The 14,623-nt window shown below is 43.5% G+C and carries 13 protein-coding genes; 10 read left to right on the plus strand and 3 right to left on the minus strand.

Features of this window, described 5'->3' with window-relative positions; translation table 11 throughout:
- The first annotated feature begins 119 nt into the window (after window positions 1-119).
- From benA to JMX63_RS06350, 10 genes are all read left to right on the plus strand, one after another.
- Window positions 120-1,505 (plus strand): benzoate 1,2-dioxygenase large subunit, encoded by a 1,386-nt coding sequence (benA, locus tag JMX63_RS06305; RefSeq protein WP_201571626.1) that lies wholly within the window; start codon window positions 120-122, stop codon window positions 1,503-1,505.
- A 62-nt stretch (window positions 1,506-1,567) separates the two neighbouring features.
- The gene (gene benB, locus JMX63_RS06310; RefSeq protein WP_020443471.1) at window positions 1,568-2,065 is read left to right on the plus strand and encodes a benzoate 1,2-dioxygenase small subunit; all 498 of its coding nucleotides are present in this window, start codon (window positions 1,568-1,570) and stop codon (window positions 2,063-2,065) included.
- Window positions 2,066-2,130: 65 nt separating this feature from the next.
- On the plus strand, window positions 2,131-3,147 hold the full coding sequence (gene benC, locus JMX63_RS06315) for a benzoate 1,2-dioxygenase electron transfer component BenC (RefSeq protein ID WP_201571627.1): 1,017 nt from the start codon (window positions 2,131-2,133) through the stop codon (window positions 3,145-3,147).
- Between the two features lie 59 nt (window positions 3,148-3,206).
- On the plus strand, window positions 3,207-3,986 hold the full coding sequence (locus JMX63_RS06320; protein WP_201571628.1) for a 1,6-dihydroxycyclohexa-2,4-diene-1-carboxylate dehydrogenase: 780 nt from the start codon (window positions 3,207-3,209) through the stop codon (window positions 3,984-3,986).
- Between the two features lie 75 nt (window positions 3,987-4,061).
- A complete protein-coding gene (benE, locus tag JMX63_RS06325; protein ID WP_101204512.1) occupies window positions 4,062-5,291 on the plus strand; it encodes a benzoate/H(+) symporter BenE in 1,230 nt (409 codons plus the stop codon).
- 113 nt (window positions 5,292-5,404) lie between these two features.
- The gene (locus tag JMX63_RS06330; protein ID WP_201571629.1) at window positions 5,405-6,094 is read left to right on the plus strand and encodes a 3-oxoacid CoA-transferase subunit A; all 690 of its coding nucleotides are present in this window, start codon (window positions 5,405-5,407) and stop codon (window positions 6,092-6,094) included.
- Window positions 6,095-6,153: 59 nt separating this feature from the next.
- The gene (locus JMX63_RS06335; protein WP_179799438.1) at window positions 6,154-6,819 is read left to right on the plus strand and encodes a 3-oxoacid CoA-transferase subunit B; all 666 of its coding nucleotides are present in this window, start codon (window positions 6,154-6,156) and stop codon (window positions 6,817-6,819) included.
- Between the two features lie 20 nt (window positions 6,820-6,839).
- A complete protein-coding gene (pcaF, locus tag JMX63_RS06340) occupies window positions 6,840-8,060 on the plus strand; it encodes a 3-oxoadipyl-CoA thiolase (protein WP_201571630.1) in 1,221 nt (406 codons plus the stop codon).
- 150 nt (window positions 8,061-8,210) lie between these two features.
- Window positions 8,211-8,987: a 3-oxoadipate enol-lactonase gene (gene pcaD / locus JMX63_RS06345; RefSeq protein WP_101204508.1), complete on the plus strand. Its 777-nt coding sequence runs from the start codon at window positions 8,211-8,213 to the stop codon at window positions 8,985-8,987.
- A 392-nt stretch (window positions 8,988-9,379) separates the two neighbouring features.
- A complete protein-coding gene (locus tag JMX63_RS06350) occupies window positions 9,380-10,741 on the plus strand; it encodes an MFS transporter (RefSeq protein WP_160023269.1) in 1,362 nt (453 codons plus the stop codon).
- A gap of 260 nt (window positions 10,742-11,001) precedes the next feature.
- Here JMX63_RS06350 and JMX63_RS06355 read toward each other — a convergent pair whose 3' ends face one another.
- From JMX63_RS06355 to JMX63_RS06365, 3 genes are all read right to left on the minus strand, one after another.
- Window positions 11,002-11,958 carry a hypothetical protein gene (locus JMX63_RS06355; protein WP_227673260.1) on the minus strand — a complete coding sequence of 319 codons (957 nt, stop codon included), beginning with the start codon at window positions 11,956-11,958 and terminating at the stop codon, window positions 11,002-11,004.
- 242 nt (window positions 11,959-12,200) lie between these two features.
- On the minus strand, window positions 12,201-12,680 hold the full coding sequence (locus JMX63_RS06360; RefSeq protein ID WP_201571632.1) for an acyl-CoA thioesterase: 480 nt from the start codon (window positions 12,678-12,680) through the stop codon (window positions 12,201-12,203).
- A gap of 167 nt (window positions 12,681-12,847) precedes the next feature.
- Complete coding sequence (locus tag JMX63_RS06365) at window positions 12,848-14,536, minus strand: fatty acid--CoA ligase (RefSeq protein WP_201571634.1); 1,689 nt, start codon at window positions 14,534-14,536, stop codon at window positions 12,848-12,850.
- Window positions 14,537-14,623 lie beyond the last annotated feature (87 nt).

Below are 14,623 nucleotides of genomic sequence, written 5' to 3' on the forward strand. Positions count from 1 at the left end.
ATATTAAATAGCATTCATTAATAACGATTAGCGACTTACGTTTGATATGTCCTCAGTTGTCGTATCAAACGTTAGCTTCTAATCTCATTTTATACCGTCATTATACAAGGAAGGCAGCCATGAGCGAGCGTATCAATCTAGTACCTGAAGGATCAGACATCACTATTGATGATTTTTTAGAAGAGAACAGTGAAAAAGGGATTTATCGCCTGCATCGTAGCGCCTTCACTAACGAAGAGTTGTTCGAGCTTGAGATGAAGTACATCTTTGAAAACAATTGGGTGTATTTGGCTCATGAGTCTCAAGTTCCTGATAACAACGACTACTACACCTCATACATTGGTCGTCAGCCTGTTATTCTTGCCCGCAATAAAGAAGGCGAGCTGCACTGCATGATTAACTCATGCTCACATCGTGGTGCACAGCTCTGCCGACATAAAAAAGGCAATAAAGCCACTTACACCTGCCCATTTCACGGTTGGACCTTTAACAACTCAGGTAAGCTGCTTAAAGTTAAAGACCCAAGACATGCAGGCTATCCAGAATGCTTCAATAAAGAAGGCTCACACGACCTAAAACAAGTGAAGATGGCCAATTATAAAGGCTTTATCTTTGCCAGCTTAAATGATGATGTTCAGTCACTCGAAGACTGGCTTGGTGGCTCTACCAAAATTCTTGACATGATTGTCAATCAATCGCCAGAAGGTCTAGAAGTGTTACGCGGCACCTCAACCTATACCTTTGATGGTAACTGGAAGCTGCAAGCTGAAAACGGTGCCGACGGCTATCACGTCTCAGCCGTCCATTGGAACTACGCTGCGACAACTGCGCGCCGTAAAGAAGCTGAAGCTGTCAAAGAAGACAATATCAAAGCCATGAACGCTGGCAAATGGGGTCGACAAGGCGGTGGGTTTTATTCTTTTGAAAACGGTCACATGCTGTTATGGACACAGTGGGAAAACCCACAAGACCGTCCAAACTACGCTTATCGCGATGAGTATGTCGCCAGCTACGGTGAAGCCATGGCGGACTGGATGATTGAACGCTCACGTAACTTATGCCTATATCCAAACGTCTACATCATGGATCAGTTCGGCTCACAAATTCGTATGCTCCGCCCTATCGCGGTTGACAAAACTGAAGTTAGCATCTGGTGTATCGCACCAAAAGGCGAAAGCGATGAGTCACGTGCACGCCGTATCCGTCAGTATGAAGATTTCTTTAACGTTACTGGTATGGCAACCCCTGATGACTTAGAAGAGTTCCGCTCATGCCAAGAAGGTTATAACGGTATCAAGCTTGAATGGAATGATATGTGCCGAGGCTCCGAGCACTGGATTCAAGGTGCAGATGAAGGCGCTGCCGCTATTGACCTCAAACCTTTAATGAGTGGTGTTAAGACTGAAGATGAAGGACTATATACCGTCCAACATCGCTACTGGCATGAAGAGATGAAAAAAGCTCTAGAGCAAGAGCAGCAGCTACACGGTGCTAATAGCGACTAATACATTTTTTATTATTACTCTGCTATTTATTGTAGAACTGACAAAAAATAAGGATATCAATCATGAAAAATGCAACGGTTAACATTGAAGACATTAGACAGTTTCTATACCGTGAAGCGCGTTTATTGGATGAGAAAAAATGGGAAGAATGGCTCACTTATTACGATGAAGACTGCCCTTTCTGGATGCCAAGTTGGGATGATGATGGTCAGCTCATCAGCGACCCACAACGAGAAATCTCGCTGATTTATTATCCGGATCGCCGTGGTCTTGAAGATCGTATCTTCCGCATCGAGACTGAGCGCTCATCAGCGACCATTCCTGATACGCGTACCACGCACAATTTATCGAATATTGAACTACTCGAAGACAATGACGGTATTGTGACGGTGCGTTTCAACTGGATCAACAAGTCCTTTCGCTATCACGAGACCAATACCTATTGGGGTTACTCTCAGTACAAAATAGACATGACTCAAGACCAACCAAAAATTTTGGATAAGTATGTGGTCTTAAAAGACGACTATGTGCATCAAATTATGGACGTCTATCACGTCTAATCATTATTCACTCATTATTTAGTCACTAGCTTTTAATTAATACGTGTTGAAAAGGGATATTTCTCATGGAATATAATATTGCTCTACAGTTCGAAGACGGCGTCACAGGCTTCATCAAATGTGAAGCCGACGAAACCGTCGCCGAAGCCGCTTATCGTCAAAAATTTAATATCCCTGTGGATTGCCTTGATGGTGCTTGCGGTACTTGCCGTTGCCATTGTGAATCTGGCAGCTACGACATGCACCCTGATATGTATATCGAAGATGCACTGACAGAAGCTGAAGCCGCTGAAGGTTATGTACTCACCTGTCAGATGATTCCAGAAAGTGATTGCGTGATCAAAGTGCCAAGTTCTTCTGAAGCCTGTAAAGTTGGTAAATCTACTTTTAAAGGTAAATTACAGCAACTCAATGTGTTGTCTGAATCTACCATTCATTTTGGTATTGATATTGACAACTCAGATGCCTTGGTGTTTCTTCCAGGTCAATACGTCAACATCAACATTCCTAACTCCAACGAAACGCGCTCTTACTCATTTAGCTCTGTACCCAATGCCAAGCAGGCTGAGTTCGTCGTTCGTAATATTCCTAACGGTAAGATGAGTACTTTTTTATCTGACATCGCTCAGATTGGCCAAGATATTGATTTTGAGGGTCCATTTGGTAGCTTTTACCTGCGCCCTCTAATCCGCCCGACCCTATTTCTAGCAGGTGGTACTGGTATCGCGCCTTTTTTATCGATGCTAAAAAGTTTAGAGGTGTCTGGTGCTCATCATCCTGTCAGAATGGTCTACGGCGTTACCAACGACTTTGATCTTATAGAAGTTGAGAAACTAGAAGAAGTCAAACAAAACCACCCTTGGTTTGACTACCGCACCTGTGTCGCCACTGAAGACAGCCAGCATGAGCGTAAAGGCTATGTTACCGGTCATGTTGATAATGAGTGGCTGAACGATGGTGACGTCGATGTCTACTTGTGTGGTCCGTTAGGGATGGTGGATGCGGTGAGTAACTGGTTAGACAGCAGCAATCTAAAACCGAGTAATTTTTACTATGAAAAATTCACGCCCAGTGAACAATAACGTAGCCTAGCCGTATTACTCTACTAGCAAAGCATGAGCAAGATTTTTAGGAGACTGTCATGAGTAAAAGATTTGATAATAAAGTATGTATCGTCACCGGTGCCGCTCAAGGCATCGGACGCGGTGTCGCATTACGCTTAGCAAGTGAGGGCGGAAAAATCGTCATGGCAGACTTTTCTCCATTAGTAGAAGAGGTGCTGGCTGAAATCATTGCTGATGGCGGAGAAGCCGTTACCATTCAAGCTGACCTTGAAACCCATCAAGGTGCTAAAGAGGCTATTGATAAGGCACTTGATAGCTATGGGCGTATCGATATATTGGTCAACAATGTCGGCGGCGCAATATGGATGAAACCTTTTACCAGCTTCTCTGAAGCAGAAATTCAAAAGGAAATCAGCCGCTCATTATTTCCAACATTATGGTGTTGTCATGCGGTATTACCAACCATGGTCAAACAGCAATCAGGCACTATTGTTAATGTGTCCTCTATCGCTACTCGCGGTATCAACCGCATACCCTATTCGACAGCGAAAGGCGGCGTGAACGCCATGACCGCATCGCTCGCTTTTGAGTATGCAAACGATGGTATCCGTGTGAATGCAGTGGCAACTGGCGGTACTGAAGCGCCGCCCAGAAAGATTCCACGTAACGCCAAACCATTAACTGATGATGAAAAATCATGGATGAATGCGGTGGTTGATCAGACCATTGATCGCACCTTTATGAAACGCTACGGCACGATTGATGAGCAAGTCAATGCCATCTTGTTTTTAGCATCCGATGAGTCTTCTTATATTACTGGTAGTACCATTCCTGTAGGCGGTGGCGACGAAGGCTAATAATAAATCTGTCAATCAGTAGCATGCATCTTAATTTGCAACCCCGTAACGAATGCTAATTTGCAAGGAAGCAATATGGCCTCTGTAATCCAAACCTTAAAAAACGACTGGTCGCTCTCTGCATCGGTTGCAGGGTTCTTAGCGGTTCTTATTTCCTATGCAGGTCCTTTGATTATTTTTTTTCAGGCCGCACAAGCCGCACAAGTATCGGATGCCATGATGGCGTCTTGGATTTGGGGTGTCTCCATTGGTGCTGCCATTCCTGGTATTTATTTATCTATTAAATATAAAACACCGGTTATTACAGCATGGTCCGCCCCTGGTACCGCTTTACTGGTTACCCTATTTCCACAGATGAGTATTAATGAAGCTGTTGCCGGTTATATCATCTCAGCGATTGTCATATTTATTATTGGAGCGACAGGTTACTTCGACAAAATATTAAAATGGATTCCTAACGGTATTGCCGCTGGCATGATGGCAGGCATCCTATTTCAGTTCGGCTTAGAATTATTTAAAGCCACTGATAGCATGCCATTTATCGTCTTTAGCATGCTCGGTTGCTATTTATTAGCCAAACGCTTTTCGCCGCGCTATACGATGATCTGGGTGTTGATATGCGGTGTTATCTTAAGCGTCTTACTTGGCAAAATGAACCCTGTCCATTTCGATTTAGCCGTTACCATACCTAATTTTATTGCACCTGAATGGTCGTGGAACTCAACGTTTAACCTCGCTATACCACTCATCCTTGTGAGCTTAACTGGTCAATTCTTACCCGGCATGGCTATTTTAAATCTAAGTGGCTATGACACGCCAGCCAAGCCTATTGTGAGTGTTACAAGCCTCGCCTCTTTAGCAGTTGCATGTGTCGGCGGTATTACTATCGTACTTGCCGCGATCACAGCCGCGCTTTGCACTGGTAAAGATGCGCATGAACTTAAGGAAAAGCGCTATATCGCAGGTGTTGCTAATGGCATCTTCTATTTATTTGGCGGTTTATTTGCTGGCAGTATCGTGATGGTATTTAGCTTGCTTCCAAAAGAGCTTGTCGCGGCACTGGCCGGTCTTGCATTAATCGGTGCCATTTCTGCCAATATCACCATTGCTATGAAAAATGATGAGCAAAGAGATGCAGCGTTAATTACCTTTTTGGCGACAGCATCGGGTATGAGCTTTTTGGGATTAAGCTCTGTGTTTTGGGGCATTCTTATCGGCATGATTGCTCACTATATTCTGACCAAAAAACGCTTACTACCAACATCATCTATCTCATTAACGACCTCTAATAATGAAGCCAATTAAGAGCAAGTCTCTTACGAAAAAAATTAAGTAGTGTCAGAGCAATGAGTCTAACCCATGTACCACTTATTAATTTTAAAGACACTACCTCATATGACTTTTTATAGGATATAAACATGATTAATAAAGCTGATAAAAATATAACTGACGTACTTAGTCAAATCAAAGATGGCGCCACCATCATGATTGGTGGCTTTGGCACAGCGGGTCAACCTGCTGAACTGATTGATGGGCTTATTAATTTAGGCGTAAAGGATTTGGTCATCATTAATAATAATGCCGGTAACGGCGACCATGGCCTTGCCAAGCTCTTAAAAACAGGTGCTGTGCGTAAAATCATTTGCTCTTTCCCGCGTCAATCGGACTCTTGGGTATTTGATGAGCTTTATCATGCTGGCAAGATTGAGCTGGAGCTCGTACCACAGGGTAATCTGGCTTGCCGTATTCAAGCAGCAGGTATGGGACTCGGTGCGGTATATACGCCCACAGGCTTTGGCACTTTACTCGCAGAAGGTAAAGAGACTCGAGAAATCGATGGTAAAGACTATGTTCTTGAATATCCGATCAAGGCTGATTTTGCTTTAATCAAAGCTTCTAGAGGCGATCGTTGGGGCAACTTGGTGTACCGCAAGTCTGCCCGTAACTTTGGTCCTATCATGGCAATGGCGGCTGATATTACTATCGCCCAAGTCTCCGAAACAGTTGAGCTTGGCGCGCTTGATCCTGAACACATTATTACACCGGGTATTTTTGTGCAGCATGTGGTGCAAATTCAGCCTGCTAGCACTGAATCTGCTAGCGCTTAACTTTCTAGCACAGCTACTACAGCCACCGCTTAATACTGCTAATTATAAGGATCATAATCATGAGCCATACTTCCTACACTGTTTTGACCCGCGATCAAATCGCTGAGCGCGCTGCACAAGATATTCCAGATGGTGCCTATGTCAATTTAGGCATCGGACTACCGACCAAAATTGCAAAATACCTACCGGATGATAAAGATGTCTTTTTGCATTCAGAAAACGGCTTATTAGCTTTTGGACCACCACCTGCTAAAGGCGAAGAAGATCCCGAGCTGATTAATGCCGGAAAAGAGTACGTTACCATGCTCGACGGCGGCAGCTTCTTTCATCATGGCGACTCTTTTGCGATGATGCGTGGTGGTCATCTTGATATCTGCGTACTAGGTGCATTCCAAGTGGCTGCCAATGGCGACTTAGCCAATTGGAGCACGGGTGCGCCAGATGCAATACCTGCAGTTGGCGGCGCTATGGACTTAGCCGTCGGTGCCAAAAAAGTCTTTGTGATGACCAATCACACCACCAAAACTGGCGACCCTAAAATCGTCAGCGAGCTTACTTATCCTGTGACTGGCAAAAACTGCGTTGATCGCATTTATACTGATTTATGTGTCATTGATGTCACCGATAAAGGCTTAGCAGTCACCGAAATGGTCGATGGCATTAGCTTTGAAGACTTACAGGCCTTGACGGGTGCCACACTGACTGACGCTACTACAGTAAAATAATAAAAAGGATAATATCTACAATGGATAACTTAACAAACGCTTATATCATTGACGCCATTCGCACCCCTTTTGGACGCTACGGCGGCGGTCTAGCACCCGTACGTGCAGACGACCTAGGCGCTATCCCTATCAAGGCGTTAATGGAACGTAATGCTAATGTCGACTGGGTACAAGTAGATGACGTCATCTATGGCTGTGCCAACCAAAGCGGCGAAGACAATCGCAACGTCGGACGTATGTCGTCATTGCTAGCCGGCCTACCTTATCAAGTGCCTGCGACAACTGTTAACCGCTTGTGCGGCTCGTCGATGGATGCGTTAGCGATAGCGGCGCGTGCGATTAAAGCTGGTGAAGCCAATTTAATTATCGCAGGTGGTGTTGAGAGCATGAGCCGTGCGCCATTTGTGATGGGCAAATCAGGTCAGGCATTTGGTCGTAGTCAAAAGCTGGAAGATACTACTATGGGCTGGCGCTTTATCAATCCAAAGCTTGATGAGCTATATGGCACAGAGACTATGCCGCAAACCGCTGAAAATGTCGCAGAGCAATTCAATGTCAATCGAGCTGACCAAGATACATTTGCGCTACGTAGCCAACAACGTACCGCAGCGGCGCAAAAGTCAGGATTTTTTAAAGATGAGATGACCCCTGTCGTCATTCCGCAGCGTAAAGGCGAGCCTGTCACCGTCGATACTGATGAGCATCCTCGTGCTGACACCACCCTTGAGAAGTTGACTAAACTGCGTCCTATCGTCACCGCAGATGGTACGGTGACTGCTGGTAATGCCTCTGGAATTAATGATGGTGCAGCAGCCTTCCTAGTAGCGTCAGAGCAAGCGGTTAGAGAGTTTAATCTAAAGCCACGGGCACGTATTGTGGCCTCAACTACGGTAGGCGTTGAGCCACGTATTATGGGTTTCGCCCCAGCACCCGCAATGAAAAAACTGCTTAAGCAAACCGGCCTGTCTCTCGATGAGATGGATGTCATTGAATTAAACGAAGCCTTTGCTGCACAAGCTCTAGCTTGCACACGTGACTTAGGGTTAGCTGATGATAGCGAGCGCGTCAATCCTAACGGCGGTGCGATTGCCCTTGGTCATCCACTCGGCGCCTCAGGTGCACGTTTGATCTTAACCGCCCTTAATCAACTGGAAAAAACAGGTAAGCGTTATGCTATCTGCTCAATGTGTATCGGAGTTGGACAAGGTATCGCGATGATTATTGAGCGTGTTGAGAGTTAAGCGTGTTGAGAGTTAAGCGTGTTGAGAGTTAAGCGTGTTGAGAGTTAAGCGTGTTGAGAATATATAGATAGCTCAAAAAATAGATGCACTCATTGATAGGCAAAAACCAATACCTTACTCACATGACAATCAAAAACAAGGACGTTCATCATGCCTGAATTTGACAATAAAGATATAACGCTAAACTATGCCACTTTTGGTGATAGCAGTAACCCTGCTCTGATATTCTCTAACTCTTTAGGTACCAGCTATCATATGTGGCAGCCACAAATCGATGCTTTGCAAAACGATTATTTTATCATCTGCTATGACACTCGTGGCCATGGTAATTCTTCTGCACCAAGAGGTCCTTATAGTTTCGATCAGCTTGGACAAGACGTCATTGATTTGCTTGATTATCTGAACATAGATAAAGCATTTTTTTGTGGCATTTCTATGGGTGGTATGACTGGTCAATGGTTAGCTATTCATCATCCTGAGCGCTTTGATCATTTAATGCTATGCAATACCGCCGCGAAGATTGGCAATGAGGCAGCATGGGTAGATCGCGCGCACTTGGTACGTGAGCAAGGTCTAGATCCTATTGCCGCTACAGCCGCTCCGCGTTGGTTCACAGCAAGTTTTATCGATAATCATCCTGATGTAGTTAAAGCACTATCTGACGCTCTCGCAGCTGGCAGTAGCGAGGGTTATGCCAGCTGCTGCGATGCACTATCTGTCGCTGATACTCGCGAGCAGTTACAAAATATTCGTGTACCAGTCACAGTAGTTGCAGGTATCGAGGATCCAGTGACAACGGTTGCCGATGGTCAATATATAGTCGATCATATTCCTAGTGCTAAGCTCGCCACTATCAATGCCTCGCATATCTCAAATATTGAACAACCTGAAGCACTTAACGAGTATATTAAATATTACCTGCAATAACGCCAATAAATGCTTTTAAAAAACACATTCATTAGCGTTGATTAATTAGGCTAATTTTATCTATTTATCTTATATTTTTAATCATCTATATATTTTTTTAGTATATGGATGATTTTCTGCGTATTCAGTATTTTCATAATAGAAATTAATGAAACTTCTTGGCGTTAGTTGTCTTACACACACTCACTGCAAGCATCATTCTTCGTATCTAATACTTTATAAGAGTACCGAATACTCTAATAAAGATAAAAGTCAACATTGTTTCAATAGAATGTTATATAGAAAAATATACCTTTTAGGTATCGATTGATACCTAGATAGTTTTTGACTTAGCACCTGTAAAACCCTAACTTGTAAAGCACGTATAAGGATATCATCAACGGAGAATATGAATGGAATCTCAAACCTTAAACATCAATAAAGTTATTGATGAAGCCAAATTTTCACCTTTTCATTGGAAAGTCCTGTTTTGGTGCTTACTGATTATTATCTTTGACGGCTACGACCTCATTATTTACGGCGTGGCCCTGCCATTACTTATGGAGGAGTGGTCATTGACTTCGGTACAAGCAGGTTTTCTTGCTAGCGCAGCACTATTCGGTATGATGTTTGGTGCCATGATTTTTGGCACTTTATCTGACAAAATCGGTCGTAAAAAAACAATTATGATTTGTGTCGCTCTATTCAGTAGCTTTACTTTTTTTGGTGCTTTCGCTAGCGGGCCTATGCAGTTTGCGGCTTTGCGCTTCATTGCAGGTCTAGGTATTGGCGGCGTGATGCCAATCTGCGTGGCACTAACATCTGAATACGCACCGAAACGTATGCGTAGTACTTTAGTCGCTATTATGTTCAGCGGTTATGCAATTGGTGGTATGACGTCAGCATTATTAGGATCTTTTTTGGTGCTAGATTTTGGCTGGGAAATTATGTTTTATATTGCGGGCATCCCTACTTTGCTATTGCCAATTATCTGGAAGATGCTACCTGAATCCTTGATGTATTTGGTCAAAGAAAAGCGAGAAGACGAAGCTAAAAATATCGTTCAAAAATTGGCTCCTCAAGAAAAAGTTACACCCTCTACTACGTTAGTACTAGACGAACCCACCAAAGGTGATGATGCACCAATTAAAGCGTTATTTCTGAACAGACGTGGATTCACTACTATTATGTTTTGGGTAGCATTTTTTATGTGTTTGCTGATGGTTTACGCTTTAGCAAGCTGGTTACCAAAGCTAATGATTCAAGCCGGTTACTCATTAGGTGCTAGTATGTTATTTCTATTTGCACTTAATATTGGTGGGATGATTGGGGCTATTGGCGGTGGTGTCCTAGCTGATAAATTCCATTTAAAACCTGTACTAACTATTATGTTTGTCGCTGGGGCAATAGCATTAATTTTGCTTGGCTACAACAGTCCTCAGATTGTACTATATACGCTCATTGCGATTGCAGGTGCTACAACCATCGGCTCACAAATTCTGCTCTATACTTTTGTGGCTCAATATTATCCTACCGCTGTACGTACGACTGCTATGGGTTGGGCGTCAGGGATTGGACGTATTGGTGCTATCGTAGGTCCAATCCTAACTGGTGCGCTTCTCACCTTAGAGCTGACCCATCAGATGAACTTCTTATTTATCGCTATACCAGGTATTATCGCAGCCATCGCTATCTTCTTAGTAAATCTGAGCGCAGCGGTCGACAGCAAAGAAGGCAAACTGCAACCAACAAGATTAGATATGTCAGCAGCGTAAAAGTAATATTGTTTTTAAAATTGTATTACTGTTACCGTAGAAAACACATAGTACATTATCTTTTTATAAGCTAATATAACTGGCGTTTCGACTCTTACAATTGCAACGTCAGTTATTTTTATAGGAAAGTTACTAGTATATATTCTAATACCTGAATAGCATGATAAGTATTGATAAAAAATCATTAATCAAGATAATACATCCCCACTATAACTATGGAGATGCGCCATCGTATCGCTTACTTCTCTAAACACTTCAACTCAAAAATCATATTTTGCCATTATTTCAATTTGCTGACCTGCTGGCATCCATGGAAATGTCGTTACGTCCTGATTTCTCCACTCAATACCCAAATCTAGATCTGGTAGATACTCATAGATAAGGTTTGCGCTTTTTACATTAGCAGAAGTATCTGCCGCATCGTCTACATTTACCTCACCATAGCGCAAGTTGCCACGCAGCTTTTGGGTAAATTGATGCTTATATCCTAGGCTATAGCCAGTTTGCGAGATAAGCTTCCCATCCTCGGCATCACAGTCTACGCCGCCATTCATAACTAGCGGTCCTCCAACACAGATGGCAGAATAAGCACCCATGCCTTTACCATTGTATATACTGGCATGGAGTGAATCTTTACCCAATGTCAGCTTGCCCGCTAAAGAAACACCGATACCCACATCTGAACCATCTCCGTTCTCAGCATCACGAGCCGTGACAGCCACGTTATAGTCAAAGTTAGATATCTTATCTTTGTAGCTTACCACCATATCAGGCAGGCTCGCATTATCATAAACAGGGTCTTGCGCCGTAAAACGTAGCCCCTTATAAGTATAGTGCAACGTCAAATCTGGACGAATATAAGAACCACCACCAGAGGCCGTGCCCAAACCAGTACCCCAGAAGTCAAGCTGCTCCGTAGAAAGAGGCGCCACTGCCAAAAACTGACCGTTCCAAGTCTTACCCACTGTCAAATTATCAACCTGAACATAGGCATGACGCAAGCGCAGATTTGAGCCGCCCTTGGCGTAGTCACCATAAAAATCACCTTCGATAAACCCTGTGAGTTTTTTATCATCTACCGACTTGGTCGTCTTAACATTGATACGAGACTGGCGTAAATTACCCTTAAATTCCGACTCGCCTTCATCAGGAGAGTTAAAAGCACCTTCTGCTTTGATGTAACCACCGATACTCAAAGTCGTGTCATCTGTTGTCACAAGATCGATTGCTTGTGCAGATACGCATGTTACAACCGTAGCAAAACCTACAGATAGCCTTTTTATATAAAGCATCATTCATCTATTCCCTGTTTTATGTTGATATCCTTATCAATCCCAATTGCTACTACGCTTTCTTTAATCCATAAAAATAAATAATCCTTTTAGATGAAAATTAACTTCTAATTAATAAGTACTTTCTAATTAAAAACCCAATCATAATTTGACCAATATATTAGGTTTTAGGCTTCTTGATTAATACTTTCCAAAGCAGCAATCGCGTCTTTTTGCGACTCATTGATAGGCTTTTTTTGCCCACTCAATTTATCGAGATATACCAACACCGACTCACCGATTGCAACGACTGCTTTCTGCACCGTACTGTAATAGGTATATTCATGAATCAGACTTGAATTACCGATTTTTTTGACCTTGATACCAATCCATAATTCATCAGGATAAGCAACCGATTTGAGGTATCGACATGACGAGGCTGCCATCACCGAAGACGTCTGTTCGTTAAATAGACCAAGCCGCCTGTTGTAGTAGATACGAGCGTTTTGAGCATATTCGTAATAAAACACATTATTGACATGACCAAAGGAGTCCATATCACCCCATTCCACTTGTTGAGGGTAGATAACGGTAAAGTCATGCAATGGGTGATTATCATCACTTGTGACAACCTCTTGTATTTCTGGGAACGTAGGCGCAGCTTCCATAGTTTCTCTCTTTTTATTAGATAGGTTTTGTTATAGAGATGATGAGTGTGACTCAGGGTACTCGTGACTCACACACCTCCCCCATCCCTAGCATTTGGTCAAAAGCTAGGGTTTATGCAAGTTTTCACTTTTGTCAAAGTCGATTTGATGGTGACTGAATTGTTTAATTAGATGAGGTTTTCTGAGTACATCGACCGCATGCGTTTTTTATCGAGTTTACCGACGCTGGTTTTTGGCATGTCTGGCAAAAACCTCACTTCACTTGGCACACCGTATTTTGGCAGATGACCTCTCTCTACTGCTTGATGACCCAATGCCAAAATATCTTCCATTTTTATGTCGACATAGTCTGGTTTTAACACTATCAATGCCAAGGGGCGCTCGCCCCATCGCTCATCTGGTACACCAATCACCGCGATATCAGCGACGCTAGGATGAAAGGACAAAATGGTTTCGACCTCAAGCGAGGACACCCATTCGCCGCCTGACTTAATGACGTCCTTTAGCCTGTCTGTGATGCTTAGCGTACCATCAGCGGTCATGCAGGCGATGTCTTGAGTATGCATCCAGCCGCCTTTCCATAACTCATTACCTGCGTCAGGATTTTTAAAATAGCTTTGGGTCAACCACGGCGCGCGTATCACAAGCTCGCCTGTAGATTTGCCATCCATGGGTTGTGGTTTACCGTTTTCATCCCAAATTTCCATCGAAACTAACATAATTGGCGAGCCTGATAGACAGCGATAATTCAGATTATCCTCTAGCGTCATCGACTCTGTTTTGTCATCGAATACTGCTCGAGACAGTACAGGGCATGATTCTGACATACCAAAGCCTGACATAAATTCTATGCCACATTCGATTGCCGCTTTGGCCAAGCCTTCGTTAAGCTTTGAGCCACCTAGTAACAGTTTAAGATCTTCGAATTTTCGGCCACGCTCTGCCATTTCTTTGAGGAGCATTTGCAATACTGCTGGGACACCATGTGACAGCGTGACTTTGTGCTGCTCAATCAAATCGACCAGTTTTGGTGCCAGATATCTCCCGGGATATACTTGCTTGAGCCCTATCATGGTTGCGCCATACGGCCAGCACCACGCATGTACATGAAACAAAGGCGTCATCGGCATATATACATCGTTGTAGCGCGCGCCTTGACCTTCGGCATTGAGCGCTGATGCCAGTGTGCTTGCCATCGTCTGTAGTACGATCTGACGATGAGTAAAGAAAACTCCTTTCGGATCACCTGTCGTGCCACTGGTATAGAATGTTGTAGCAATAGTGTTTTCATCAAAGTCTAGGAAGTCAAACTCGTCACTAGCAGCTGCTAAGAGCGCCTCATATTCGCCATCGACATAGTCAGGCAGCTCAGCTTTCTCACCACCTACTTTGTCATCCTCTGCATCATCGGCCCACATTACATGCTCGATAGAAGGCGCATCGTCACGATAGTCTTTAATCATCGGCGCAAATTCAGCATTCAACAATAAGGCTTTTGGCGCAGCATGGTTGACGGTATATAGCACTTTTTCTTCAGACAGACGGACATTAACGGTTTGCAAAATCATGCCTGACATTGGTACTGCAAAGTATGCTTCAAGGTAACGATGACTGTCCCAATCCATGACCGCGACCACATCACCTGCCTGCAAGCCCATATTTTTTAATACATTGGCCAAGCGATTAATACGTTTAAAAAACTCAGCATAGGTATAAGTGACTTTGTCGGCATAGCTGATGGTTTGGTTGGTAGAGACGATTTTGGCGCGGTTTAGTAACTGTTTGATAATTAACGGAAACCCATACGCGTTTTCGGCTTGATGGTAGTTATCGTGTTCGTTAAGTATGGTTGTCATGGTATCTTCCTTGATAATAAATTGTCCTTGATATAGTCAATCCTCTATAAAAGAGTGACAGCGTTAACCTCTCTTGAAGTATCACAG

The sequence above is a fragment of the Psychrobacter nivimaris genome (genome assembly GCF_904846365.1).
Taxonomy (GTDB): Bacteria; Pseudomonadota; Gammaproteobacteria; order Pseudomonadales; family Moraxellaceae; genus Psychrobacter; species Psychrobacter nivimaris_B.

Coding starts and splice junctions, on each gene's coding strand:
- JMX63_RS06335 (WP_179799438.1), top strand. CDS start 6,154: ATGAGCCATACTTCCTACACTGTTTTGACCCGCGATCAAATCGCTGAG.
- pcaF (WP_201571630.1), top strand. CDS start 6,840: ATGGATAACTTAACAAACGCTTATATCATTGACGCCATTCGCACCCCT.
- benB (WP_020443471.1), top strand. CDS start 1,568: ATGAAAAATGCAACGGTTAACATTGAAGACATTAGACAGTTTCTATAC.
- JMX63_RS06350 (WP_160023269.1), top strand. CDS start 9,380: ATGGAATCTCAAACCTTAAACATCAATAAAGTTATTGATGAAGCCAAA.
- JMX63_RS06360 (WP_201571632.1), bottom strand. CDS start 12,680: ATGGAAGCTGCGCCTACGTTCCCAGAAATACAAGAGGTTGTCACAAGT.
- benC (WP_201571627.1), top strand. CDS start 2,131: ATGGAATATAATATTGCTCTACAGTTCGAAGACGGCGTCACAGGCTTC.
- benE (WP_101204512.1), top strand. CDS start 4,062: ATGGCCTCTGTAATCCAAACCTTAAAAAACGACTGGTCGCTCTCTGCA.
- benA (WP_201571626.1), top strand. CDS start 120: ATGAGCGAGCGTATCAATCTAGTACCTGAAGGATCAGACATCACTATT.
- JMX63_RS06330 (WP_201571629.1), top strand. CDS start 5,405: ATGATTAATAAAGCTGATAAAAATATAACTGACGTACTTAGTCAAATC.
- pcaD (WP_101204508.1), top strand. CDS start 8,211: ATGCCTGAATTTGACAATAAAGATATAACGCTAAACTATGCCACTTTT.
- JMX63_RS06320 (WP_201571628.1), top strand. CDS start 3,207: ATGAGTAAAAGATTTGATAATAAAGTATGTATCGTCACCGGTGCCGCT.
- JMX63_RS06365 (WP_201571634.1), bottom strand. CDS start 14,536: ATGACAACCATACTTAACGAACACGATAACTACCATCAAGCCGAAAAC.